The organism is Rhodococcus sp. ACT016 (genome assembly GCF_050477185.1).
Classification (GTDB): Bacteria; Actinomycetota; Actinomycetes; order Mycobacteriales; family Mycobacteriaceae; genus Prescottella.
Window position 1 is genome coordinate 93,733 of record NZ_JBEAET010000002.1, and the last position, 23,016, is coordinate 116,748.

Genomic DNA, 23,016 nt, shown 5'->3' on the forward strand with positions numbered 1-23,016 from the left:
GTCGTCCTCCGGCTCGGCTCTCGGCTGCCTTGCGACTCGCGCCTTGCGCCTTGCGCAAGTCGGCCTCTACTGGTCGTCGTCCAAGTCTCATGGGTATCCCAGGGGCGCAGTGGGAGGGGCACTTCCGATCAAGTTCGACAGCGTCCCTCCCACAGGGACATCACTTCAGGCAGCACTCGGACACCAGGTCATAGATCGCCTGCGACTGTTCAGGTGCGGGGGACACGTCCTGGTACGCGGCCCGCTTGCCGGCGTTGGACACGATGATGTGGGATTCCTTGCCGACACTGATCTCCTGGCAGGTGTTCGCCAGTAGGGTCGCGATCGGGGTGTCACGCCGTCCGTTCGATAGCTCCGGGTATGCGGAGCGGAAGGCGCGACGAACGCCGCGGTGTCGCTGTGGTCGGCTCATCAGTTCGCGCTGCTGATGCGGCAGGCGACGAAGCTGCAGCGCTGTGCCCGCAGGCGGCCGGTCGCCGTCGGCGGTGTGGGGTCGGTGGTAGTTGTGGTGGATATTCCATACCTGCAGAGCCTCGGAAAGCTGGGCGTTGCTGGTCCAGGTGCGCGCGTAGAGGAACTCCTTGGCGAGGATTCTGTTGTAGCGTTCGACTGTGTCGATTATGGCGCGGGGTGTACGGGGTGATCCGCTGATGCCGCGCCCCGTGCAGCACCTTCGCGAAGTCGGATGCCGTTGTCGGTGACGACGCGGTGAACGTGTTCGATGCCGTGGGCGACGAAGAACGCAAAGGCTCTGTGCACGAACATGATTGGGGTGGTAGCCCTCTCGGCAGTGAGAGCTTCGGTGTAAGCGAGGCGGGACAACCCGTCGCGCCAAGCCGTAAAGCCAGCGCGTACGGCACGGTCCCTTCGGCGGCGCCGCGCCAACCTCCGCCGCAAACGACAGATGAGGAAGAAGCACCGGTGGACGACCTGTACCTGCCTGCGTTCGGGCTGTTCAGCAAGTGGGGATTCAACGACGGCAACGTCATCTGGGAATGGATCGGCGCCGCCGAGGACTCTGGCCTGGTCGAGCCGCGCCAGCTCGACGTCGACACTCACGTGGTGCTGATCCAGCTCGTGACCGAGCATCTGCTACCTCTGGTGCCGGGACCGTTCACGATCCAGCACATCGACACCATCCACAACCCGATCCGTGTCGGCAGCTGGCGCGGCGAGGAGTGGGACGACTACGCCAAGAACGCGCCCACTGAGGTCTCCGACATCTCGGTGGTTGTCCCCGGCCGGCTCGTGCTGCGGGCGCTCGTCGAGCACCTGGACGGCCCAGTCCCGTAGGAGGTGATGCGCTCGCTCCTTGAGCTGCCTGACGTTCGCTACGCCGTCACCCAGATGCAGCAGGTCAGCGAGCGGTCCGGGATTCCGCGGTCGACGGTCTCTAAGATCCTGACGTGGCGCTGGCGACCGACCTGGAGGAGGTGGCGCTGGCGCGCGTGTTTCGAGGTGAGAATAAGCGAGGTGATGAGGGCCGTCGATCGGTCCTCGTCGTAGCCGCGGCTGATCGCTTGAGGTTCACGCCGTCGGCCCCTGCACCTTTCGGGTGTGGGGCCTTTTGGTTTCCTGACCGGGGTGGATGGCATGTCCCGGTGGGGCTGGGGTGTGGTTGGGTTTGTGTTGTGGGTTGGGAGGAGCGTGTGGTGGGTAGGACTGTGGGTGGTTTCGGTGTGTTGGGGCTGGTGTGTGGTCTGGTGTCGCTGGGTATCTTTCAGTGGTGGTGGGGTGGGCAGCCTGAGCCGTCGGTGGTGATCGGTGAGGGTCCGGAGACGGGACTTCCGGCGTGGGGACGACGGGTGATCGCATCCGAAGGGCCTGCGGTGGATGGGTGGTTGTATGTGGCCCTGGTTGCTGTGCCTGTGGTGCTGGGGTTGCTTGTGGGTGTGGTGGTGCGGCGTGCTGGTTGGGGACTGTCTCGGGTGCGTTGATGCGCTGTCAATGAGCCCGTCTGTCGGCCCGTGCACCCTTGGGTGTGAGGGCCGTTCGTGTGCTGTTCGGAGTGTGTGCACAGAACTGAGCTGTGGCACGACTCCGTCCTCTCGCCGGTACGAAGGCCGCAAATCGCAAATGAAGCGTCCGGATACCGTCTTGTTCATGTCACGGTTGAATGATCGAGATGACGGCTCGATTCTGGTGGTTGGTGCCGGAATCGTTGGTGCGTCAATCGCGTCCTATCTGGCTCGTGCTGGTCACCAAGTCGCGGTATTGGAGGGAGACTCCGCAGCAGCAGGGGTGACCGGCAACTCCTTCGCTTGGGTCGGCCTTGCGAAGAGTGCCTGCGCGGCCTTCTCCGATCGGCTTCGGCGCAGCGCCGCCGACGAGTTCGGCCGTCTCGAGCGTGAACTCAGTGAACCATTCGGTTTGCGTCGCGGGGGAGCGATCACGTGGGAAGAGACTGAGGTGGCGACGCGGGAATTCGTCGACGCCCATCGTGCGCTCGGCCATCCGATCGAACTCCTGCGTGGGGAGGATGTCCTTGATCGTGAGCCGGGATTATGTGAGGCCCCGACGGTGGCCGCGTACGCGCCAGACGACGTCGGAGTTGACCCGGTTGCGTTGACCCGAGCGCTCCTTCGGAATGCTGAAGATCACGGCGCCACAGTGCGCTACGGGCAGCCCGTGCTTTCTCTCCTCCAGGAAGGGGGCAGAGTGTGCGGTGTGGTGACTCCTCACGGGCCGGTCTATGGCTCGACGATCGTGCTCGCCGCAGGCACCGCGATCCCTGAACTCGCGGCGTCGGCCGGAGTCGTCGTCGAGGTCGATGCCTCACCGTGCTGCCTGATCAGATGTTCAACGCCGTATCCGCTCGTGAGAGGGGTTCTGTCCACCCCGGAGTTTGAGGTCAGGCAGTTGGACGACACGACATTGATCGCGGCGGAGGATGTTCCGGTCGGTTTCGGGGGCAATGTGCGCGAACTGGCCGAGCCGACTCTGAGGGCGCTGCGCCGGTTACTCGTTGGTGGTGACCAGGTGGAACTGATCGATGCTGTAGTGGTGGATCGTCCTATCCCGCGCGGTGGTCGTCCTCTGTTGGGCTACGCCAAGGGTGTGCCGGGGCTCTATCTGGCTGCTGCGCACCCTGCGATCATTCTCTCTGGGGCGATTGGGTTGCATGTGGCCCGGGATCTCGCCTGAGGGCAAGAAATCCCCATTGACCCTGAGGTATACCGAGTTTCGGTTGGCTCCGCGTAGCCGCTGCGTGGCCGGTGTGGGGCCCGCTTGTCCGCCGCCTTGCGGCCGGGTGGCCAACTCTCTGGAATCGCGGAGAAGTCTTCTGGATCGACGGATCAGGAGGCGCCCGTGAGTAGGCAAAGCGACGCCCGGGTTGGGGGAGGGAATGAGCTGATGAGCACGGCGGAAATGCAGACGCTCGGGCTCGGGTGGATGGAGGTGTCGCATCATCGGACCACAGGTCGCCCGGGCTCGATCTGACGCGTGTGGATCTGGGGGACGCGCTGGCGGTCCTGTCGGATGCGGGGTTCACGGGCGTCGAGCGTGAGGGGATCGTGGTCCGGGTCGTCGCGCGTGATGCGTCGGCTCCGGGGTTTGATCCGGTCTGATGGGGGTGGCGGCCCGGCCCGAAGGACGCGGACGGGGTCTCCGCTGGTCGGTGTCACCGATCGTGTTCGCGTGGTGCTGCTCGGCCCTCACACCCTGGTTGGGTGTGGGGGCGTTGTGGTGTCCTGGGCGGCACTGATGGCATGTCCCGTTCCGTGGCCGGCGGTATGCGGGTGTGGTTCGGCGGCTTCGCTCCCGGGCAGGCTCCGCCTCAGGGGTGTCGGGGTGGGGTGGGGAGGTTTTTGCGGAGGAGGATCTCGATCGGTTCGTCGGGCAGCAGTAGTGCGCCGCAGTCGAGGTATCCGATGTGGCGGTAGAAGTGTTGTGCGGATTCGTTGGCCAGTGTGGAGGTCATGACGTGGGTGTGTCCGTCGTGGTGCATCGCTTCTTCCCAGTGTTGGACGAGATGTCCGCCGATGCCCTGGTTGCGTTTTGCGGAGTCGACGAAGAGCATGTTCATGAATGGGATTTCGTCCCAGAACATGCCCCATCGCAGCCATCCCGCGATCTGGTTGTCGTTCTCGGCGAGGAGGATCCGTCCTCGTCGGATGATTGATGCGAGCTCGCCGGGGTCGATGTGGGCGTCGCGCTCTTGGAGCCAGGCTAGGTCTGATGAGGCAGCAAGTCGGATCTTGATCATTTGTCGATAGTGGCAGTACGAAGCGGGGCCGGGGTGGGCCGGCCTGGGGGCATCCGGTTCCCGGTTGTGAGTGTCGCTGCCCGGGACTAGTGCTGCATCACGAGATGCACTCAAGCGCGCTGAGGCCTCCATCACTCCTCGACAGTGATCCGACTTGGCAGACCACCAAGGACCGGAAGCGTTCGGTCGCCTCTCGGCGATAGCCGCAATGCAGCTCCAGCCGTACGGAACTCTGCGAGGGCGTGATTTGAGCCCGGGGGAGACGGAACACAACCGATCCGCCTGCCTCAACGTCGGCCGCTATCCGTCCCGACAAAAGGACGATGCGGCAGGTATACAACAGGCTCGGGGGCTACGACGCCGGGTTGGTTCCGATCGAACAGAACCGGCTGCTGTCGAGTGATCTCTGGCGTTGATTCCTGGACTCCGTTCGCAGGACACGTTCGCTCGCCCGTAGTGGACGGACCGACACCTGGCTGGTAGGCCGGTCCGGTCTGTCTCTCGAAGTCTCAGTGGTTCTCGTCCAAGCCGTGCTTGAGCGACACTGAGAACCGTTCGGACTCCTTCCGGAGACTGCGTCGAGCCTTTGTACTACCCTTCGCCCGATCCGCCTCGGCCCAGAAGCGTTCAGCCTCATCAGGTTTCTGATCGCTCGATTCCATGACTCGAGTATCGCCCCTGACCTGCAGTAAAGTCAGTGCGTCGGGCCCATCAACGAGGAGGAATGCACGTGGCGCAGAAGGTTGTAGTTCAGCTGGTCGATGACCTCGACGGGGATCCGATCGACATCGGTGGCGAGACGATCAGCTTCGCGGTCAACGGCGTCGACTACAGCATCGACCTCAACGACAAGAACGCCACCGAGTTTCACAGGAAGCTGGACTACTACATCAAGTACGCCACTCGAGTCGGAGGCCGCAAGGCCACCCGGCCGGCCAAGCAGGCCTCGAATGGTGCCAGCACTCAGCAGATCCGGGAGTGGGCCAACGCGAACGGCTACACCGTCTCCGCTCGTGGTCGGGTCGCCGCGGACATCGTCGAGGCATACGCGGCGGCTCACTGAGGTCAGGCAGCGGGGAGCGGCTACGACCAGCGGGACTGGTCGTCCGCGACTTCGCCCTGCGCAAGGGAGATGAGCTCGTCATGTCTACTCGGATTATCCAGCGGTTCGACGGGCATCGCTTCGTCGGTCGTCGAGCGATTCGGGTAGAACCACCACGATGCGATGGCCCACGGGTCGTCCTGCGCCTTCAGTATCCGGTTGATCTCCTCGACGAGCTCCTGTGTGCGGGCGTCCGATCGGAACTGGAACGCGGGGTACCGGACCAGGGGGCCGAACTCAAGCCTGATCAGGCCGGGGCGCGACGCCAGCTCGCTCGGGACTTCCTCGGGCGACTGCATCGGAAACGACAGGATGTAGTCGATTGCGGCCTGAAGGACGGCCTGTTCTTGGCTGAGATCCTTTTCGTACATAGGGATTTCACTCCTGACACGAAGACGCTCGACTAACTTTCCCTCGAGACTAGCCTCGGCGCCCCCTCGAGCTCCGGACCATCTGACCGATGCACGCGTTGGACGGTCCGGGTTCAATCTGAACAGCAGTAGCTATCCGAAGGAGTCCCATACCTAGCGCCCTCGCTCTGCGCCGCCTAGTTCGATCTTGGGGTCGGCGATAGTCGCCCAGACAGCGATCTGCTCGCGGCCCGCGTACCTCGCTCGAGCGCGTCGACTCCGTCGTCGGTGCTGAGCGGCCCCGGGACGGAGCCCTTCATTGGTTGTGGCGCTAGAGCACGGGCGCAATGCTTCGTAACCTGGTCACCGGCGCGGCCCATGATCGGGCTTGCCCTACGGGCAGCGATCGTCATGCGGCAGCGCGTACGAAGGGCGTGAAGACGCTCGATCCTTCCGGTTGTTCGATGTCTCCATCGAATCTGGAGTTGGCCTATGGGATCAGAATCGGGGACTTGCCATTTGACCGTCACCGGACCTTTGTCCCGCTACGCGTACTTGATCAGGTGGCCGTCCGCGAGCTCGAGCACCTGATCGCTGCCGGCCGCGTCCTGCGCACGGTGTGTGGCCTGGATGACGGTGGTGCCAGCGTTCGTCTGCTCGCGTAGTAGTTCGTCTATGGCCCGTTGTCCCTCTGTATCGAGCGCGGCTGAGGGTTCGTCGAGGAGGAGTAGATCGCTCTGCTGAGCGAGAGCCTGCGCGATCAGGGTTCGCTGGCGCTGGCCTCCGGACACATCGCGTAGTTGCTTCCGGGCGAGGTGGCCGATGCGGAGCTTTTCCATGAACTCGTCCACGGTTCGCCGATCGGCCCTGGTCATTCGCCGTAGCAGGCGATGTGGGCCGAAGCGCCCGAGCATCACACATTCGTGAACGGTGAGAGGGAGCTCGTCTGTGTTCATCGAGCGTTGGAAAGCGATTGCCGGCCGGAGCCTGTTTCGGCATATGAGCGAACCGGCGTCCGGCGCGAACACGCCGGCAATCAATGCCAGGAGCGTGCTCTTGCCGGACCCGTTGCCTCCGACAAGGGACACGAGCGTTCCGCTGGTGATGGTGAACGAGACCCCGTTCAAAGCAGGGCGAGCGCCATACCGGTAGGACACCTGATCCGCATCAACGATGGCATCGCGATCATCCACGCTCATTCACCCTCATTGGACTCGCTTCCCTGCAACTCGACCGGTTCACCGCACCCTATAACGATAATGATTCTCATTACCAGTATGGTGCTCTCATGCTTGTGGAGTTGCTCGATCCGTTCACGGTCCCGTTCGTCGTGCGGGCGGTGGTGGGGGGAGTCCTCCTCTCCGCGATTAGTGCGCTGGTGGGGGTGTGGGTGATCGTGCGGGGAATGACGTTCCTCGGTGACGCGATGAGTCACGGGATGCTTCCTGGGGTGGCGATCGCGTCCGCCCTGGGCGGGAGCCCGGTACTCGGAGCGGGAGCAAGTGCATTGGCGATGGCGTTGGGGGTCAACAGCTTACGGAGGAGTCGCCGGTTCGGGCAGGACACGAGCATCGGACTGCTGTTCGTCGGCATGCTGTCGCTGGGGGTCATCATCGTCTCGCACTCCCGATCCTTCGCCACCGATCTGACGGCGTTTCTGTTCGGTGACGTACTCGCCATCGGCACACAGGATCTGGCGCTTCTCGCCGTCGCATTCCTGGCCATCGCGGCCGTCTCGATTCCGCTGTACCGGCCGTTCCTCGCGCTGAGTTTCGACCCGAGGAAGGCACGGACCCTCGGCCTTCGGCCGGATCTGGCCAACGTCGTCATGCTCATCCTGCTGACTGGGACGATCGCGGTGTCTTTCCACGTCGTCGGGACGTTGCTGTCTTTCGGCATGCTCATCGCCCCGTCGACAGCCGCACTCCTGGTCGCGCGAAGGATCCCGGTGGTGATGGTCGCGGCCTTCGCGCTGGGCTCCTTCTCAACCGTCGTAGGTGTGCTCTTGTCCTGGCACCTGGGCACTGCTGCCGGAGCGTCGATCGCGGCGACCGCCGTCGCCGTCTTCTTCGTCCTTGCCGCAGGACAGAGCATCGCGGGCCGCTTCGCTGTCCGACCGGCACGCCTCACGCATCTCGTCACCAAATAGAAAGGGCCGCCATTGATACCGCGCAGCCACCCCGCCCCCGCTCACGTTTCGAGATCGATCGCGTTCGGTGCAGCACTTTCAGCAGCTGCGGCCCTCCTGAGTGGGTGCGGATCCCCAGACACCTCCGCGGGCACACCCGGTACACCCGCTGCGTCGGAGGCCTCCCCGCACGGCTATGTCGAAGGCGCCACGGAGGTCGCCGACGCACAGGTCGGCCTGGCGTATGCGGAGCGTGGATCCACGAAACTGGCAATCCTCGACCTGGCAGGCGAAACCACCGACCTGGTGAACCTGACCATCAACGCCGACGCCCTCGTCGAGGACGGACGATTCGTCTATGCCAGTGACGGTGACCGCACGATCGAGGTGATCGATCCCGGAGTGTGGACCGTCGACCACGTTGATCACGTCCACTACTACCGCGCACCAACCACATCGGTCGGAACCGTCAGCCTGGATGCTCCGATGAAGAGCATCATCGGCGATGCTCGTCACACTGCGATCGGCACGGCGGACGGCACGATCACCGTTGTCGACCGCCGTGCTCTGGAATCCGGGCAGATCACGATCGTCGGTGAATTCACCTCCGACGCGGCAGTTCCTTTCGCCGTCCCGTACCAGGACGGATTCCTTGTCTCCCGCTCACACGGGATGGCATCGGTCGATCTGCACGGGAACCCCTCCGGCGCGGTGGATGCAGAATGTCGCGAGCCTGCCGGATGGGCGATCCTGCGCAGCGGCGTCGCTATCGGGTGCGGCGAGGGAGTCCTCCTGGTCAAACACAAGCCCGACGGCGAACAAAGCCTCATGATTCCGTATCCGAAAGATGCTGAACGAGTAGGCGAGTTCCACTACCGGCCGCGAAGCAACGAGGCCGCAGCAGTGGCCGGCGCAGGCGTCTGGAACGTCAACGTCTCCAAGCAGACCCTCCACTACGTGCCGATCGAGACTGCCGGTGCCGCGCCGGTCGTCGCCGCAAACTCGCCCGCCAACGGCGAATACGTCCTCAGCCTCGGTGGCGACGGCCACGTCCGTGCCACGGGCCTGACCGATTCCGCCACGATCACCGATGCCCCGTTGCTTCCCGCCGGAACCCCCGGGCCTATCCGACTCGACACCTCACGTGCCTACGTTGCCGATCCCACTGCGTTGGAGATCTACGAGCTGGACTACGGCGATGGTCTGCGTACGGCACGAACCTTCGCGGTCGACGCGAAGCCCGACCTGATGGTGGAGATCGGGCGGTGAGAGCGAAACTGGCATCGGCGGTCGCGGCACTCACGTTGTGCGTCACGCTCCTCAGCGGCTGCGGGCCGATGGCGAACAACGACTCGTCCCGCATCGTGGTGACCACCAACATCCTCGGTGACATCGTCGGAGCGATCGTCGGAGACGAAGCTGACGTCGCCGTCTTGATGAAACCCAACGCCGATCCTCATTCGTTCGCCATCTCCGCGCAGGAGGCGCATGCCCTGCAGACCGCGAACCTTGTCATCTTCAACGGTCTCAGGCTCGAGGAAGGCGTGCTACATCATGTGGAAGCAGCCTCTCGTGAGGGAGTGCCCACCTTCGAAGTAGGTGCCGCGGTCGACCCGATCGAGTACACGTCCGGGGACACTGCGGGACAGGCAGATCCCCACTTCTGGACCGATCCCACGCGGGTTGTTCGGGCCGTCGAACGCATCACCGACCAGGTGATCGAGCACCTACCGCACGTCGACGCCAACACCCTCCGACAGCGGGCTGCGTCCTACGCGAAGGAACTCACTGCTCTGGATGCGCTGATGGAACAGCTATTTCAGGCAATCCCGGAGACCAAACGAAAGCTGATCACCAACCACCATGTTTTCGCCTACCTTGCGCAACGCTACGGATTCACGGTGATGGGCGCGATCGTGCCCAGCGGAACGACACTGGCCTCACCCAGCGCATCCGACCTTGCATCCCTGGTCGGGGCGATCAGCGACAACGGCATCAGCACCATCTTCGTCGACACTTCACAGCCGGACCGGCTCGCGCGAGTACTCGCCGATTCCGCCGGCATCGACGTGGATATCCGCAGCCTCTACAGCGAATCACTCGGAGGGCCGGGATCGCCGGCGGACACCTACCTGAACATGATGCGGTTCAACGCATCCCAAATCAGCGACGGCCTCCGTGCGGCCGCTCGCTGAACATCGCCATATCGACGGATTCCCCGTCACCCACCTTCGAGAATGGAGAAGACTCCCAGTGCGCACGAAGCAACTATCCACAGCCTCCTCGGCCCTCCTCGTAGGGGTGTTGGCGTTGAGTTCATGCTCCTCCGAAACGCAACCGCAAGCCGCCGCCAGCGAGCCGGTGAACAACGCCATCGCGATCACCCACGACGGGGGCATCTACGTCCTCGATGGCGACACCCTCGAGGTTCACCACGACGTCCCCCTCGACGGATTCAACCGGGTGAACCCGGCGGGAGACAGCAGGCACATTGCCGTCTCGACCGAGGACGGGTTCGAGTTCCTCGACGCCACTTCCGGGGAGATGACGGACATCGCCTTCCCCGGCGAAGCGCCCGGACACGTCGTCATCCATGGTGGCAAGACAGTGCTCTACACCGACGGCAGCGGAACAACGAACATCTTCGACTCCAGCCAGCTCGAGAACGGTCAACCCGATCCCGAGGTCTACACCGCTGCTGCTCCTCATCACGGCGTTTCCGTCGTGCTCGACGACGGCACATTGGTCACCACCCTCGGCACCAAGGAAGGCCGTCCCGGCGCTGTCGCCCTCGACGCGAAGCGAAACGAGATCGCCCGCAACGAGAACTGTGAAGGCGTGCACGGTGAAGCCGTCGCCAAGGGCGAGGTTCTGGCACTCGGCTGCCGCGACGGCGCACTGTTGTTCAAGGACAACAAGTGGGTCAAGGTTCCTGGCGGCGCCGCCTACGCCGCCCTGGCCACCCAAGCCGGAAGCGACGAATCCACCGTCATTCTCAGCGACTACAAGATCGACCCCGATGCTGAGCGTGAGTTCCCCCAGCAGTTCGCACTGGTCGACACGGTCGCGGAGAAGATCACCGTCGTCCCGATGCCGAACCGCGCCAGCTACAGCTTCCGGTCCCTCGGCCGCGGAGCGCACGGCGAAGGCCTGATCCTCGGCACCGACGGCAAACTCCACATCGTCGACCCCGACACCGCCCAGATCACGCAGTCGTGGCCCATCGTCGGCCCGTGGAAAGAACCCATGAAGTGGCAGGAAGCACGCCCCTCCCTCTTCGCGCGCGGACACAACGCCTACATCACCGACCCCGCGACCCGAACCGTGTACCGCGTGAACAGCGAAACCGGACAAATTCTCGCCCAAGCCACCCTCGACGACACGCCCAACGAAATCAGCGGGGTGACGGCCCCCGGCCACTAGTTGACCGCTGACAGGGCGCTGATGCACCTCGCTGGCTGCATCAGCGCCCCCACCGCGATCCGGGAGAGGGCAGACTGTGCCGTCCAACTACCCTCGTACACGGAATGAATACCTCACCCTTCGAATACGCCATGGTGATGGCAGGAACTCGACCGCGCCGGGCGGGGTCGCCCAGTCTCGGCGGGGACGGGAAGCCTTGCGTAACGGGTGGGACTAAGCGGCGTTCCGGGAAGCGCTGTGGCAGACGCGAGACCCGACTCTGTTCTGAGCGGCGGCGTCGGGCTGGGCGGGTTGGAAGCGTTGGGTTGCGATTCAACTCGTAGGGGATTTCGGTGGGGGATATCAGTATGGCTTGGGATCGCATCCCGACCTGGATGATCCGGCTGGATCCCGCTGACCCGCCGACTGCCCGTCACTTCGCGTATCAAGGGCGCGCGATTCGGATCAGTTCGGCGGCCATCTCACGGCCGCGGTGAATCGGTTCCTCCGAGTGCGCAAACTTGGATCGAGCCAGGGCGCCGTCGTACACCAGCTGGATGCGCGCGGCAGGCTCCTCTGGGCGCGCACAGCCCGCCGCCTCCAGGTTCTCGGTGATGCGCTCGAGCACCCAGTCCCGGTGGTCCCGCACAGGAGCAAGTATCGACTCCGCGACAGCGGGAAACTCCGTGGCAGCGTTGAGGTACTGGCATCCGCGGAAGTTGCGGACCGGGGCCGATGCGGCCGCGAGATCGAAGAATGTGTAGATGCGATCGAGTGGATCGTCCACGACTTCGATCGCATCCGCCCACCGCGCCCGGTCCCGCATGTCCAACCCCTCGAGATACGCGCGGACGAGAGCGTCCTTGGACCCGAACGACGAGTACAGGCTGGCTTTCGCAACGCCCGATTCCGAGAGGATCCGGTCGATTCCCACCGCCCGGATCCCGTTCTCAGCGAACAGTTCGGTCGCGGTTGCTAGCAGCCGGTCCGCCGGCCGATCGTCATCAACACCGCGGCGGGTGTGCCCGCGATCGACCCCGGGTACCTGATGGTGGCCCGCTCGATGTGGGCAACCCGCACCGAACGACTCAGGACCGTCGTCCTGCCCGCGATCCGCGGCCATCTGCAGACCGGTCTGCGCGTCGCGCTCGGCATCGCGTGGGTGGTGCTGGTGCCGGCGGAGATGCTCGGGGTGCAGTCGGGCCTGGGCTACCAGATCCTCAACGCCCGCGACCAGCTCGCGTACGACCAGGTGATGGCCGTGATCCTGGTGATCGGCGCCCTCGGCTTCCTGTTCGACTCCGCCGCGCAGCGACTGCTCACCTACCGCGAGCGTCACCGCCCGGAGCCCGTTTTGGCCCCCGTGCCAGCCCCCGTCGGCTGATTCCGCGCAGTGCGTCGAGTAGACCGCGCCGGTCATGACGCGCGTAGTAGGCTCAGATACCCTTTTCGGACCAGACGATGACTCGCCTGCCGGCTTCTCACCGTGTCACCGCAACACGAATCTCACCCGTCGCCCGAATGTCCCACATAGAGCTGACAACCGGCTCGAGTGATTCCCGCCACCGCGACGTGCTCGGGTACCACGATGGTGGCGGTAGGGGACAGAAGCCGCGACGAACAGAACGGAACCATACGGGCCTGGCCGTAGCCTGCTAGTTGGCGCCTGCGGGGCCGGGGCGTGCTGTCGTTGCGGGGGGTGGGGCGGTGATCAGTGACTACCCTCGCCCCACCCGGGTGTCGCATGCGGCAACATGCAGCACCGCGCCCACTGGATACCGCTCTCATGGCAGCCAGGGGGCGAGCTTGTTTAGTCGAGCAGTGTCCCTGTGAAGTGATATGCCGCGTGCGCGCTGCCATCGGATGCTGGTGACACGTCGACGAGGCGGGGCTGGGTGGTTCGTCTCGGCCGCCGGCTGTCGGCGAAGATTGCGTCCCATCGCGCCTGCGCCATTCGGTCGATGTCGCCGAATTGCGTGTCAACGCTGGCAACGACCGTGAAGGTAACGTCTTCGCTGACGAAGGTCATGGGGCGCCGATCTGTCGGGGTCGGGTCAATGGCGAGTTGAACGCCCGCTGGAGGCGACAACCCTTTAGCCAGCGGGCGATCAACCCGCTGACGGTGGCGTCTTCACCGGCCAGGGCGATGCCACCATCCACGACCAGCAGGAGATCGTGGGCGCCACGCCTTTTCCGTGATCCTGTGTGGCGCCGACGGAACGGTAAACCACCACGGCCGGGGATGTCATCCCCCTTTGACGACATTCAAGGTCCCGTAAGTGCAGGTCAGAAGCAATTTCAAACACCCGACCGGGCGTTCGTGTGCGGCGCTCGAGGCTATTCCGATTCGAAACACCAGGACGCAGAGGCGGGGGTACGCAGCTTTACTGCACCTGAATTTCAAAAATGGACCATCTCGAAATGTAGGACAGACGACACCGCGCAGCGTCACCCGAGGCGATGTCGCCCGTTCCCGCAACCCCACCGCGCCAGATGCGTGTGGCGCCTCTGCGGGCTGTCGCCCCGTCCAGGACGTATCGACATCCGCGGGGGCAACAACTTTCGACGCTACTTGGACAGGCCGTTGCGGGTAGGGGTCAAGGCCACCGGGGCAGTGACGAATAGGGGAACCGAGGGGCTGTCTCGCGACGAAGGTGTCGCATATGGACCTCAAGCGGTGCCTGGGACGGGCTGCTGCGCGTCCTGATTCCAACTGGAAACGGAATCGGGTGTCTCGACGTCGTCCCGTGGTGTCCATTCGCGGCTGTGGCACCGCAGATTTTGACCGAGCGACTGGGAGCTGCGATCCGCGAAAGCCGAAATGACCCACCAGCCGGATATTTGGCGCCCCAGGTATCCCTCGCGACCTCCCCGCCGAGCGTCTCGCGGCCGCTTCGGACGTTGCGCGCGTTGGGCCCCTCATCGGCGCGTACAGGCGGATTCGTGGTCTGCGGCAGGTCGCCCTCGGACCTCGACTGGACCGTGGGGAGCGCACTCGAGATCCGCGGACCGGGCGAAGCCCTACCCATGTCCATCGGCGGCCGCCACGGTGCCCCGGACGAGCTCGAGGGCCCCGGCCAAGCGACTCTGCGCCGGATCGGCGGCCGATCGGGCCGCCCATCGCCAGGGGTTGAGCCTGAATCCACCGATGGTGCGACGGTGTGCGCATGTGGTCAATCGCGCGAAAGACTGTTCCGGGCAGGAGAAGTGGAGTACCCACACCGCGATCCGAGGGGTGGCGGTGTGGGGGCGGCGAGTCAGTGCTCGGCGGGTGCAACCCTGAGGCGGTTGCCGTCGAGATCGGCGGCCACGAACGTCAGGCCGAAGACATCCTCGGACGGCTCCTCCACCATCTCGACGCCCTTGTCCACCCACTCGTCGTAGATCTCGCGGATCTTCGCGCTTCCCCCTTCGACCAGAAGCCCGACCTCGAAGGCAGGAGCCGGGGGAGTGCCGTCCGTTCGGCTCTTCCCTCCCCACAATGCGAGAACGACGCCGCCGCCCAAGTCGAAGACCGCGTAGCGGCTGCTGAGCATCTCGGCTTGCATACCGAACAGCTCGCCGTAGAACGCTGCCGCCGAGGCGGCATCGCTGACGTAAACCAAGAACTGATTGGGGAGACGCATGAGAATGCCCTTCGCTTGAGGAATGTGACTGCCGCGTGGGTGCACGTCCGACCGGAACCAGCCCAGGTGAAACGCGGGCGGTTCGGTCGGAAGTAGGCCGCGTGATCACGCTAGGTCTGCCGACGGTGATACGTCCAAGAGCTGGTTCGTCTCATCACTAGAATCATTAGTTATGGAACTGCGCCAGTTGCGGTACTTTCTGACTGTCGTCGACGAGGCGAACTTCACCCGGGCGGCGGAGCGGCTGCACGTCTCGCAGCCGGGTGTCAGCGCGCAGATACGTCAGTTGGAACGCGAACTGGGGCAACAGCTTCTGGACCGCTCGGGGCGGACGGTGACGTTGACCGAGGTCGGTGCCGCAGTACTTCCCTATGCGCGCGCCGCGGTGGCTGCCGCATCGGCGACGCGTGATGCGGCCGATGCGGTGGCGGGTCTGGTGCGCGGGCATGTCGGAATCGGCTCGGTGCCCTCGGCGGCGCTCGATTTTGTCGAGCTGCTGGCCGACTTTCATACCCGCTACCCGCACATCGAGATGACCCTGACCGAGCAGAGTTCGGAGAACCTCCTCGAGGAGGTTCGCACCGGACGGCTGGACCTGGCCTTTGTCGGTCTGGCGGGGGAGTCGCCGCGGGGTGTCGCCTGTCGCGTCATTCGGGAGGAGGCGCTTGTTGCCGTCGTCGCCGGCACCGATCCACTGGCCGAGAAGCCCACCGTCGACCTGGGCGAGCTCGCTGCACGCCCGCTGATCACGCTGCCGCGCGGAACGGGGATCCGCTCGGCGCTCGACGCGAGCTTCGCCGAGGCCGGCCTGCACGCCCACATCGCCTTCGAGGCCAGCGATCCGCGGGTCGCGGCTCGACTCGCACAGCGAGGGCTCGGAACGGCGATCCTGCCCGCCTCCGAGGTCGCGGAGGACGACGACCGAGGGCTGGTCTGCGTGGTCGCGATCGTTCCGCGAGTGTCGGCCCGCCTCGCTCTGGTGTGGCGCGCGCAGGGGCCGTTGAGCCCCGCCGCGGGCGCCCTGGGCGCGCTGGTCACAGCGCGACCCTGATGCGGATCGAGCCCAATGCCCGAGGCATGATCCCAACCAAGACCCGGCACAGTGAAACCAAGAACGCGGCCGATCCATGGGTAGTCACCCACGTGGTGCGCATAGACGCACTGATCGTCACGAACGAGCGCGCTAAGTGCCCGGAGCAGCGGATCACAACCCTCGAATCCCGAATATCGCGATGGACTTCGACATTGAGTGCGTCACGCTGAACGATCTTGGGCGACGGGAAGGTTGGCGCTTCTGAATCGGGTGCGGGTCAGATAGCGGGCGACCGACTGGATGTTCGTGTTCCTGCGCGGTTGCTTGATCAGATCGATGCGGAGATCGTTGATGCTGATTAGGACGCGTTCAACAGCGAGTTCGGCGAGGATCTGCGGAAGCTGCGGCTGATCGCCGAGTGATGGTGTGGCCCCACGGTTTGACCGCCACGGGGCCGTCAATCTCGGTCAGCTACCAGCCACCCACTGTGGCATTAACCGATTGCGTCACATCCGCGCTCGCCATATCCATCTGTCCCATTGCATCCAGGCAGTCAGTCATCCTCGTAGTACCACCGCTTGCAGCACCCGACTTGCAGCCCTGGCTAGTCATCGTGGACGCGTCGAGAATCTTCCTGGTTGCCGCAACGACCTTCGGCCAGCCTCCAGGCATCGCTTTTGCTGCGAGCATGATGTCGGAGGTTAGAGCGTCGCCTTTTGCTGCCGCTGCAACGCAGGCGGGTGTACCGATTTCGTCGGCGCACGGCTTGTAGGTGGGCGTGAGTGCTTCTGCTGCGGCGAGGAATTCGTCGGCGGTCGTGAGTGGGACGGAAGCCTTCGTGGCCGTGGTGGTGGCTTCTGCTCTTGCCGGCTCGTTGGCTGAGCTGCAGCCGCCGACGAGTAGGAGCCCCCCGACGGCGAGCGCGGTGATCGTGCGTTTCATGTGGGTAGGTGTAGCAGACGAAGCCGACAGCTTGGTCTGTCATGTCGCGGAATCATCGCCGACCCGTTCGACCCTCTGTCGACCCGGTCACAACCCACACATTCGGGATAAACCGACCAAAAAGTATGGTACCCATTGCCATTATGAAACGCATACTCGCGGCCCTGGCGGCAGCCGCAACAGCTTTAGTTCTCGCTGGTTGCAGCAGCACGCCCAGCGAATCGCCCATGCCCGACCTGACAGGCGTCAAGCTCAAGGCTGCCGAGAAGAGCCTCGACGACATCGGGGTGAAAGTCACTACCGTGGATGCGACTGGCGATGGTCGCAGCGTCTGGGACAAGGACAACTGGACTGTCGCCTCGCAGAACGTGGACCCAGGCGAAACCGTGAAGAAGGGGCAGCAAGTCAAGATCGCGATCCTGAAGTCCGGCGAACGCGATGTGGTCCGACTGTCAGGAACTCCAACCACCACAGCAGCCACGACGCCGAGTCGTGAGGTGTTGGCTGAGCCGACGTCGACGGCCCCAACGACCACGACTGCGCCGATCGCTCCGGTGACGACACCTCTACCAGTTCCGACCGCTGCACGGGGCTCCACGGCTCCGGTGGTGATCGCGCTGCCCGTGAGTTTCGCTGAGAGCAAGCATCGGGTGCAGCTGGATACGTGGGATTTGGCTCCGAATCTGGTTCCGGGGATGTCTGGGTCGCGGGCGCGGACAGTGTTCGATAAGGCGAACTGGAAGGTAGTTGCTCAGTGCGACACGATGTCTGGCGGTCGGGTGACTGTTGGTGTGGTGAAGCTTGATGAGTGGCCGTCGGTTGCTGGCTCCGCTGTGGCGAACAACGAGTATGCGGGATTGCTTGACTGTTGATGTGATGTGAGACGAATGTGCCCCACCTGGCATGTAGTGGCTGGGTGGGGCCTTTTCGTCGTTTATGGGGTCACCACGGGTCGCCGACCTTCCGGGTGTGGGCTGTCTCGTACGCCTGTACCGCTTCCTCCGTGAATCTCACTGAATCACCGATCCGGATACTGGAGATCTCGCCGGCCTGAGCTAAGCGATAGACAGTTCTGGAAGAGATCTGCCATCGTTCAGCGAGTTCGATCGCCGTCAGGAGGCTGCGTCGACGTGACGTCGGGATGCTGGTGGTGGTCGCTATCACGGTGCGATTGTTGCGTGCCTGAGTTGGTGATGGACCATGCGGATTTCCGTTGCTAGAGAGTCGGTCTCGATCGTGCGGCAGATCTTTCCAACTACCCGCGGAGTTCTTGTGTGGTTGGCAAGTGTCGCAGTTCGTTACCCACACGCGCTGCGGACATCGCATTGGATTCCGTGATGACACTTGCAGGGTTGCGCCCTCACGCACTCTCCCCGGGGTTGGCGTTGCGGGAGTCCTCCTAGGACAGCGCCATCCACGGGACGGAATTCCTACCGGCTGACCCGTTTAGTTGGTATGGTGGTGGATGTCGCCTGGTCTGGACTGCCTTCCTGGGCGGGCGGCAAGTCGCTCTTCGGACGAGTGACTGATGGGTGGTCTCGGAGTGGATCGGGAGGGGTTTCGTCGATCACGCTCGATCCATCCCGCTCCTTGAAGTGGTGGAAAGCCCCGGCCCGGACAGTGATCCGGGTCGGGGTTTCGTCAATCGTGGGGTGTCGCTGTCTGTGTGGCTCGGTTGGTGTCTGGTTCGCACCGCCCCAGACGGTGAACGCACGGCCCCGCCGGGCAGTCGGCGGATTCCAGCGGTCGTCGCAACACCGCTGCCGCTTCTTGCCGTGACGAGGGGATCGAAGTGCTCGACTGGGAAACCCCGGCCGAGCACTTCGGTCAACTTGTCGACAAGGGCAACTAGCATCGCGGATGTGCCTTCATACGAGACGCTCGATCCCCTTTACGGCCCGATTCTGCTGGAACGAGACCGCGACGGCTCGCGGGTGACGGTTTGCGGCGAGTCGATACCCACAGCGTCGATCAACCGCACGAGTGACGCGGCGGTGCGGAGCGATGTGCCGATCGGCACCCGTGACGGTGGGCAACTCCGGCTGATGCTCGGCGGCAACGAATTTGACGTCCGTCCGTCCCCCGGTAGATTCTCCCGTCGCTCGTACCGTGTCGAGGTGACGGGGCACGGACACTCGTGGCTTTTCACCCCGGCATCTCCGACTGCTCACCGGCTTGTTCAAGGCTCGCGGTACACCGGGCACAACGAAATCGGAATCTTCACCTCCGACGAGGATGAAGTGAGAGTTGAGTTGTCGCAGGAGATCAGCGTTGCGGGCGCGGTTGCGCATAAGGTGGATTCGACGCCGTTGGACTGCGCGCTCGGGTACCTTCTGACCGCCGCGTTCGGTACCGGCGCACAACTGATGCTGGCCGCAATCGTGACCGGTGCGACGGGCGCACTGTTTCCCGGCTGAGCCACCTGTTATGTCGGCCGTTGAGTTCGGCGGCGACGGTATCGAGGTGTTTACGGCTGTGGACGGACAGATCTATCCCTTTCGGAAAGTATTGCCGCAGCGGGTTGTTGGTTTTCTCGTTCGAGCCTCGCTGCCAGGGGCTGGCGGGATGGCAGACGTAGACGGGGATGTCGGTGGCGATCGTGAACGAGTGGTGGGCGCTCATCTCGCTGCCCTGATCCAGGTTAGCGACCGAGTAATTTTGCGGGGCAGACGTTGTGACGGTCTCCCCCAGGGCGTCGCGCATGAGATCGGCGCTGCGTCCGTGGGGAAGATGTACCAGGATCACGTATCGGGTGGCCCGTTCGACTAGGGTGCCGATGGCCGATGCACCGTCCTTTCCTTTGATCAGGTCGCCTTCCCGATGGCCAGGCACCGCGCGGTCCTCGACCTCGGCGGGGCGGTCGGAGATCATCACCATCGGGGTGGCGAAACGAGGCTGACGCTGCTGGGCCTGGCGGCGTGGTTGGCGGCGACCGCGTCCGGTCCGCAGGGCCTTGGCCAGTTCGTGGCGTAGCTCTCCGCGTCCCTGGACATACAAGGCCTGGTACATCGTCTCGCGGACCACATGCATCTCCGGGCGCTCGGGGAAGGCTGTCTGCAGGGCTTGGCAGATCTGCTCCGGACTCCAGCGCTTGTCCGAATGGGTTTGAATGAACCGCCGCAGCTGGGGGTTTCGACCGATCATTACGATCTAGGGACGGGGCCGGCGGGCATCGGCTCGGGCTTGGGCTGCGTGCGGCCGGTACTGGCCGCTGACCGGATGCCGTTTGCGGCGGATCTCGCGGCTGATCGTCGATGGGCTGCGCTCCAACTCGGCCGCGATGTGTCGGATCGCGGCGTTCTCCCGCAATTGATCCGCGATAAACCGGAGGGGCGCCACCGATCCCAGCGGTAGCGCCGCCGCCTGGCCCTTCCCGCTACCCGCATGAAGCCGACCGCATCCCGCGGAGGCCTGCCGGATCGTCGGCATCAACCGCCGGGCAGGTAAACGGTGGCGCAACGGCCGTGCGCCGTCCGGCAGGGATCGTCACAAGCCGAGTCGGTCAGCAAGTTCGCTGTAGTCCCACTGCCACAATCCTGGGTTGTCGACTGGGTATTGTGAACGAAACCCGATCAGGCGTTGAACTCGTTCCGGAAGGGTACGAACGAGCTGACCCTGCTTCTTTAGCCACCGCGACGACCGAAATGAAAACGGGTGAGCCCCACCGAAATTGCTTCGGTGGGGCTCACCCGTGTGCGTTGAGCTGGCTCGGCGTGTGTCCTGGGTTAGCTGGAGCCGAAGAGCCCGGACAGCGAACCGCTCGCGGAGCCGTTACCGCCGTCGTCGGGCCCGCCCGGGTTGGTTAGGGCGCCGACGGTGACGGTTTTGGTGATGGTGGTCGCGGTGCCGTTGGTGGTGATCTCGGCGGTCAGGGTGTGGGTGCCTTCGGCCGGTGTCCAGGTGCAGGCCGCGGTCCCGGTCGGATCGGCGGTCGCGGTGCAAATGGCATCGCTGCCGTTGTGGATGACGACATGCGAGTTGGCATCGGCACCGACAACGGAGATCGTCGCGGGGTTACCCGCCGTCGGCGCGACCGGGTCGACGACGATGACCGAAGTACCGGCCGGCGGAGCGGTGACCGTCACCGTCACCGGAGTCGAAGCTGAGGATGGGCCGACGGAGTTGGTTGCCACAGCAGTGATGCTCATGGTGCCGGGGGTGGTGGTGATGATGTTGCAGTGGAACGATCCGTATTGGTTGGTCGTCGCGGTGCAGGTCTTGTCGCCGGCGGTGACCTTCGCGGTCGAGCCGGGTTCGGCGTCACCGGAGACGGTGACCGCGTTACCTGCGATGACTGATCCGGGGGTGGCGGTGACGTTCGTCGGAGCCGCGGGCGGAGCTGGCGCGGCGGCGATGGTGCCGGTCTGCGCGGCCGACGTCGACACCGCGTTGGTGGCGTCGCCGAGGTATTTGGCGGTGATCGAGTAGGGCTGCCCGGCTTCACCGGTGACGGGAGTCCAGGAGTAGACGGCGGTGCCGTTCGCCACGTTGCCGTTGCCGAGAACGACGCCGTTGTTGGAGAACTCGACTGCGCCGTTCGCATTGTTCGACACGGTCGCGGTCAGGGTGGAGGCCCGGGTCGCCTGGGGTGCGGGGGCGACGCCGACGGTGGTCTGGGTCGCGGATTTGGTCACCGACAAGGTGGGCCCGGCATCGGCGTTCTCGGAGCCCAGGCCCTGGTTCGAACTGATCCCCGCCCCGGTCATCAGGGCGATGTCACGTGCGCAGCCTGCCCCGACGACGTAGTCGACCTTGTAGTCGATGTTGCGGTCCACGGCGCTGCGGATCCACGAGCCGGTCATGCGCACGAAGTTCGGGTTGCTCGCGTCCGTGCCGACACCCTTGCCGTTGACCCTCGACGAGTCCTGGACGTAGGTCAGGCAGGTCGGATGAATGTCCTTGAACGCGCTGATCGTCGGTGCGAGGCCCCCGTTCCAGCGGATGTTGTTGGTGACGGTGATCGTCTCGCCCGGGGTGGGGGTGCCGTTGCTGATCGTTCGGTTGAACGTCCACTGGCCGGAATTCGTCGACTGGCTCACAGGTGCCGCGTTGGCGGCGCTGACTCCGAGCGTCGCGGCGAAGCCGATGGCGAGTAGCACGGTACTGGCGCCCGCGGCCAGCCGCCGCAAGTTGTTGTTCCTCGACACTGTCGAACTCCTTCTCAGATGCCCCTGGCCTCTAGGTGGACACATGTCCAAGACGTGATCTCGGGCCACCGTACGGCATCTGATAGGGATGCGGACTGGGATTTGCCCGAAATTCACCGGGCGAAGGGCACTGCATCGCGGATGAATTGACAATCGTCGCTTTGCGCGGTCGCCGGGTGGCGGCGTACCCACGTGAACACACCGTCGTGCAGAGATGGCCGCGATCGCCATCTCACGAGCTCGACATCGAGGCACATGTACACAGTGAAGCCCTGGGCGAGGAGTGGCTGCACTGGTGGTCGGTCGACCCGCTTCTGTGTGGAAGGCCGATTCGGTACGGACCATCCGCGGTTGGAAGATCGGCGACCTGCCCGAGATTGTTGCCCACGGGGCGGCGGTCGTCCTAACCGCCGCAGCATCTTCGGAATGCGAGATGCGGAATGATGTCGGCCTCACTTAGATCCGCGACATCGAGCCGTGCGCGATCGAGTTGTGTCCCCGACCGGCGACGACCGCACCCGGCGTGCGTGACGCTGTGTCTGCCAGTTGCAGTCCCGCGCGCGATCCGGGGTATTTTGCAGCACAGCGGGCCCGGCATACCTACCCGGGTGTGCTGCGCCTCGCGGTGGTGGTCAAGGCACCACTCGGCTGTCGCCCCGGAACTCCGCGACTGTGGCCATGGCTTGGTCTGTGACGGTGACGTCGTAGATTCCATTGCGGCCGTATCTTATTCGTTCGACGGCTCGCGCCGTGAGGACATCACCCAACCCGGTCGGACGTATGAATCGAATGTCCGCACGAGCCGCGACTGCCCGGAGGTCGTGGCTGTTGCAGGCGAGCGCAAACGTGGTATCGGCAAAGAGGAAGATGTAGCCACCATGAGTGGTTCCGTGCCCGTTGACCATTGCCTCGGTCACGATGAAACGGGTGGTGGCGTGACCGGGACCCAACTCAACTACCTCGATACCGAGGGATCGTGAGGCGGTGTCGGCAGCGAACATGTCGCGAGCGATCTGGAACCGCTCACCGTCTATAGAGGTCATAGCCTGCTCCTGGGTTGTTGGACACGGGCGGCCACG

The 23,016-nt window shown here is 64.4% G+C and carries 22 protein-coding genes and 2 pseudogenes; 10 read left to right on the forward strand and 14 right to left on the reverse strand.

Going from position 1 to position 23,016, the window contains the following annotated elements; translation table 11 throughout:
• Positions 1-160 precede the first annotated feature (160 nt).
• Positions 161-412: a hypothetical protein gene (locus tag ACQ5DX_RS27315; protein ID WP_430336346.1), complete on the reverse strand. Its 252-nt coding sequence runs from the start codon at positions 410-412 to the stop codon at positions 161-163.
• Positions 413-460: 48 nt separating this feature from the next.
• Positions 461-828: pseudogene (locus ACQ5DX_RS27320) on the reverse strand (integrase core domain-containing protein); the annotation flags it as partial.
• Positions 829-921: 93 nt separating this feature from the next.
• Between ACQ5DX_RS27320 and ACQ5DX_RS27325 the strand changes: the two are divergent.
• Positions 922-1,293 carry a hypothetical protein gene (locus tag ACQ5DX_RS27325; RefSeq protein WP_430335894.1) on the forward strand — a complete coding sequence of 124 codons (372 nt, stop codon included), beginning with the start codon at positions 922-924 and terminating at the stop codon, positions 1,291-1,293.
• A gap of 810 nt (positions 1,294-2,103) precedes the next feature.
• Positions 2,104-3,144, forward strand: coding sequence for an NAD(P)/FAD-dependent oxidoreductase (locus tag ACQ5DX_RS27330; RefSeq protein WP_430335895.1), 1,041 nt, complete (start codon positions 2,104-2,106; stop codon positions 3,142-3,144).
• A 634-nt stretch (positions 3,145-3,778) separates the two neighbouring features.
• On the opposite strand, the gene ACQ5DX_RS27335 is transcribed toward ACQ5DX_RS27330, so the two are convergent.
• On the reverse strand, positions 3,779-4,207 hold the full coding sequence (locus ACQ5DX_RS27335) for a GNAT family N-acetyltransferase (RefSeq protein ID WP_430335896.1): 429 nt from the start codon (positions 4,205-4,207) through the stop codon (positions 3,779-3,781).
• Positions 4,208-4,937: 730 nt separating this feature from the next.
• Between ACQ5DX_RS27335 and ACQ5DX_RS27340 the strand changes: the two genes are divergently transcribed.
• On the forward strand, positions 4,938-5,270 hold the full coding sequence (locus ACQ5DX_RS27340) for a histone-like nucleoid-structuring protein Lsr2 (protein ID WP_430335897.1): 333 nt from the start codon (positions 4,938-4,940) through the stop codon (positions 5,268-5,270).
• 20 nt (positions 5,271-5,290) lie between these two features.
• On the opposite strand, the gene ACQ5DX_RS27345 is transcribed toward ACQ5DX_RS27340, so the two are convergent.
• Together ACQ5DX_RS27345 and ACQ5DX_RS27350 are read right to left on the reverse strand one after the other, a co-directional pair.
• Positions 5,291-5,680 carry a hypothetical protein gene (locus ACQ5DX_RS27345; protein ID WP_430335898.1) on the reverse strand — a complete coding sequence of 130 codons (390 nt, stop codon included), beginning with the start codon at positions 5,678-5,680 and terminating at the stop codon, positions 5,291-5,293.
• A 524-nt stretch (positions 5,681-6,204) separates the two neighbouring features.
• Positions 6,205-6,858 (reverse strand): metal ABC transporter ATP-binding protein, encoded by a 654-nt coding sequence (locus ACQ5DX_RS27350; RefSeq protein WP_430335899.1) that lies wholly within the window; start codon positions 6,856-6,858, stop codon positions 6,205-6,207.
• An 89-nt stretch (positions 6,859-6,947) separates the two neighbouring features.
• Between ACQ5DX_RS27350 and aztB the strand changes: the two genes are divergently transcribed.
• The 4 genes from aztB to aztD all read left to right on the forward strand — a co-directional run bounded on the left by aztB (position 6,948) and on the right by aztD (position 11,210).
• On the forward strand, positions 6,948-7,808 hold the full coding sequence (aztB, locus tag ACQ5DX_RS27355; protein WP_430335900.1) for a zinc ABC transporter permease AztB: 861 nt from the start codon (positions 6,948-6,950) through the stop codon (positions 7,806-7,808).
• Positions 7,809-8,093: 285 nt separating this feature from the next.
• A complete protein-coding gene (locus ACQ5DX_RS27360; protein WP_430335901.1) occupies positions 8,094-9,056 on the forward strand; it encodes a hypothetical protein in 963 nt (320 codons plus the stop codon).
• The gene (aztC, locus tag ACQ5DX_RS27365; protein WP_430335902.1) at positions 9,053-9,982 is read left to right on the forward strand and encodes a zinc ABC transporter substrate-binding protein AztC; all 930 of its coding nucleotides are present in this window, start codon (positions 9,053-9,055) and stop codon (positions 9,980-9,982) included. The genes ACQ5DX_RS27360 and aztC overlap by 4 nt, the downstream gene beginning before the upstream one ends.
• A 166-nt stretch (positions 9,983-10,148) precedes the next feature.
• Positions 10,149-11,210, forward strand: a complete 1,062-nt coding sequence (aztD, locus tag ACQ5DX_RS27370) for a zinc metallochaperone AztD (RefSeq protein ID WP_430335903.1) — start codon at positions 10,149-10,151, stop codon at positions 11,208-11,210.
• A 424-nt stretch (positions 11,211-11,634) separates the two neighbouring features.
• Here the strand turns inward: aztD and ACQ5DX_RS27375 are convergent, their stop codons facing one another.
• Positions 11,635-12,171 carry a TetR/AcrR family transcriptional regulator gene (locus tag ACQ5DX_RS27375; protein WP_430336322.1) on the reverse strand — a complete coding sequence of 179 codons (537 nt, stop codon included), beginning with the start codon at positions 12,169-12,171 and terminating at the stop codon, positions 11,635-11,637.
• A 12-nt stretch (positions 12,172-12,183) separates the two neighbouring features.
• Between ACQ5DX_RS27375 and ACQ5DX_RS27380 the strand changes: the two are divergent.
• A pseudogene (locus ACQ5DX_RS27380) lies at positions 12,184-12,573 on the forward strand (ABC transporter permease); the annotation flags it as partial.
• Between the two features lie 426 nt (positions 12,574-12,999).
• Here the strand turns inward: ACQ5DX_RS27380 and ACQ5DX_RS27385 are convergent.
• Positions 13,000-13,218: a hypothetical protein gene (locus ACQ5DX_RS27385; protein WP_430335904.1), complete on the reverse strand. Its 219-nt coding sequence runs from the start codon at positions 13,216-13,218 to the stop codon at positions 13,000-13,002.
• A 1,228-nt stretch (positions 13,219-14,446) separates the two neighbouring features.
• Positions 14,447-14,815 (reverse strand): VOC family protein, encoded by a 369-nt coding sequence (locus tag ACQ5DX_RS27390; protein WP_430335905.1) that lies wholly within the window; start codon positions 14,813-14,815, stop codon positions 14,447-14,449.
• A gap of 172 nt (positions 14,816-14,987) precedes the next feature.
• Between ACQ5DX_RS27390 and ACQ5DX_RS27395 the strand changes: the two genes are divergently transcribed.
• Positions 14,988-15,866 carry a LysR family transcriptional regulator gene (locus ACQ5DX_RS27395; RefSeq protein ID WP_430335906.1) on the forward strand — a complete coding sequence of 293 codons (879 nt, stop codon included), beginning with the start codon at positions 14,988-14,990 and terminating at the stop codon, positions 15,864-15,866.
• Positions 15,867-16,319: 453 nt separating this feature from the next.
• On the opposite strand, the gene ACQ5DX_RS27400 is transcribed toward ACQ5DX_RS27395, so the two are convergent.
• Positions 16,320-16,790: a hypothetical protein gene (locus tag ACQ5DX_RS27400; RefSeq protein WP_430335907.1), complete on the reverse strand. Its 471-nt coding sequence runs from the start codon at positions 16,788-16,790 to the stop codon at positions 16,320-16,322.
• Positions 16,791-17,017: 227 nt separating this feature from the next.
• Here ACQ5DX_RS27400 and ACQ5DX_RS27405 point away from each other — a divergent pair, with 227 nt between their 5' ends.
• Complete coding sequence (locus ACQ5DX_RS27405; protein ID WP_430335908.1) at positions 17,018-17,662, forward strand: PASTA domain-containing protein; 645 nt, start codon at positions 17,018-17,020, stop codon at positions 17,660-17,662.
• A 70-nt stretch (positions 17,663-17,732) separates the two neighbouring features.
• Here the strand turns inward: ACQ5DX_RS27405 and ACQ5DX_RS27410 are convergent, their stop codons facing one another.
• The 5 genes from ACQ5DX_RS27410 to paaI all read right to left on the reverse strand — a co-directional run bounded on the left by ACQ5DX_RS27410 (position 17,733) and on the right by paaI (position 22,980).
• Positions 17,733-18,116 carry a helix-turn-helix domain-containing protein gene (locus tag ACQ5DX_RS27410; protein WP_430336323.1) on the reverse strand — a complete coding sequence of 128 codons (384 nt, stop codon included), beginning with the start codon at positions 18,114-18,116 and terminating at the stop codon, positions 17,733-17,735.
• 939 nt (positions 18,117-19,055) lie between these two features.
• Positions 19,056-19,934: an IS30 family transposase gene (locus ACQ5DX_RS27415; RefSeq protein WP_430335909.1), complete on the reverse strand. Its 879-nt coding sequence runs from the start codon at positions 19,932-19,934 to the stop codon at positions 19,056-19,058.
• 6 nt (positions 19,935-19,940) lie between these two features.
• Positions 19,941-20,219: a helix-turn-helix domain-containing protein gene (locus ACQ5DX_RS27420; protein WP_430336324.1), complete on the reverse strand. Its 279-nt coding sequence runs from the start codon at positions 20,217-20,219 to the stop codon at positions 19,941-19,943.
• 296 nt (positions 20,220-20,515) lie between these two features.
• On the reverse strand, positions 20,516-21,937 hold the full coding sequence (locus ACQ5DX_RS27425) for an Ig-like domain repeat protein (RefSeq protein WP_430335910.1): 1,422 nt from the start codon (positions 21,935-21,937) through the stop codon (positions 20,516-20,518).
• A gap of 632 nt (positions 21,938-22,569) precedes the next feature.
• The gene (gene paaI / locus ACQ5DX_RS27430) at positions 22,570-22,980 is read right to left on the reverse strand and encodes a hydroxyphenylacetyl-CoA thioesterase PaaI (protein WP_430335911.1); all 411 of its coding nucleotides are present in this window, start codon (positions 22,978-22,980) and stop codon (positions 22,570-22,572) included.
• Positions 22,981-23,016: the final 36 nt, after the last annotated feature.

Bases quoted from the DNA above. Each gene is read 5' to 3' on its own strand.
- ACQ5DX_RS27315 (WP_430336346.1), bottom strand. From the start codon at position 412: ATGAGCCGACCACAGCGACACCGCGGCGTTCGTCGCGCCTTCCGCTCC.
- ACQ5DX_RS27330 (WP_430335895.1), top strand. From the start codon at position 2,104: ATGTCACGGTTGAATGATCGAGATGACGGCTCGATTCTGGTGGTTGGT.
- ACQ5DX_RS27335 (WP_430335896.1), bottom strand. From the start codon at position 4,207: ATGATCAAGATCCGACTTGCTGCCTCATCAGACCTAGCCTGGCTCCAA.
- ACQ5DX_RS27345 (WP_430335898.1), bottom strand. From the start codon at position 5,680: ATGTACGAAAAGGATCTCAGCCAAGAACAGGCCGTCCTTCAGGCCGCA.
- ACQ5DX_RS27350 (WP_430335899.1), bottom strand. From the start codon at position 6,858: ATGAGCGTGGATGATCGCGATGCCATCGTTGATGCGGATCAGGTGTCC.
- aztB (WP_430335900.1), top strand. From the start codon at position 6,948: ATGCTTGTGGAGTTGCTCGATCCGTTCACGGTCCCGTTCGTCGTGCGG.
- ACQ5DX_RS27385 (WP_430335904.1), bottom strand. From the start codon at position 13,218: ATGACCTTCGTCAGCGAAGACGTTACCTTCACGGTCGTTGCCAGCGTT.
- ACQ5DX_RS27390 (WP_430335905.1), bottom strand. From the start codon at position 14,815: ATGCGTCTCCCCAATCAGTTCTTGGTTTACGTCAGCGATGCCGCCTCG.
- ACQ5DX_RS27395 (WP_430335906.1), top strand. From the start codon at position 14,988: ATGGAACTGCGCCAGTTGCGGTACTTTCTGACTGTCGTCGACGAGGCG.
- ACQ5DX_RS27400 (WP_430335907.1), bottom strand. From the start codon at position 16,790: ATGAAACGCACGATCACCGCGCTCGCCGTCGGGGGGCTCCTACTCGTC.
- ACQ5DX_RS27405 (WP_430335908.1), top strand. From the start codon at position 17,018: ATGCCCGACCTGACAGGCGTCAAGCTCAAGGCTGCCGAGAAGAGCCTC.
- ACQ5DX_RS27410 (WP_430336323.1), bottom strand. From the start codon at position 18,116: ATGCGATGTCCGCAGCGCGTGTGGGTAACGAACTGCGACACTTGCCAA.
- ACQ5DX_RS27415 (WP_430335909.1), bottom strand. From the start codon at position 19,934: ATGATCGGTCGAAACCCCCAGCTGCGGCGGTTCATTCAAACCCATTCG.
- ACQ5DX_RS27420 (WP_430336324.1), bottom strand. From the start codon at position 20,219: ATGCCGACGATCCGGCAGGCCTCCGCGGGATGCGGTCGGCTTCATGCG.
- paaI (WP_430335911.1), bottom strand. From the start codon at position 22,980: ATGACCTCTATAGACGGTGAGCGGTTCCAGATCGCTCGCGACATGTTC.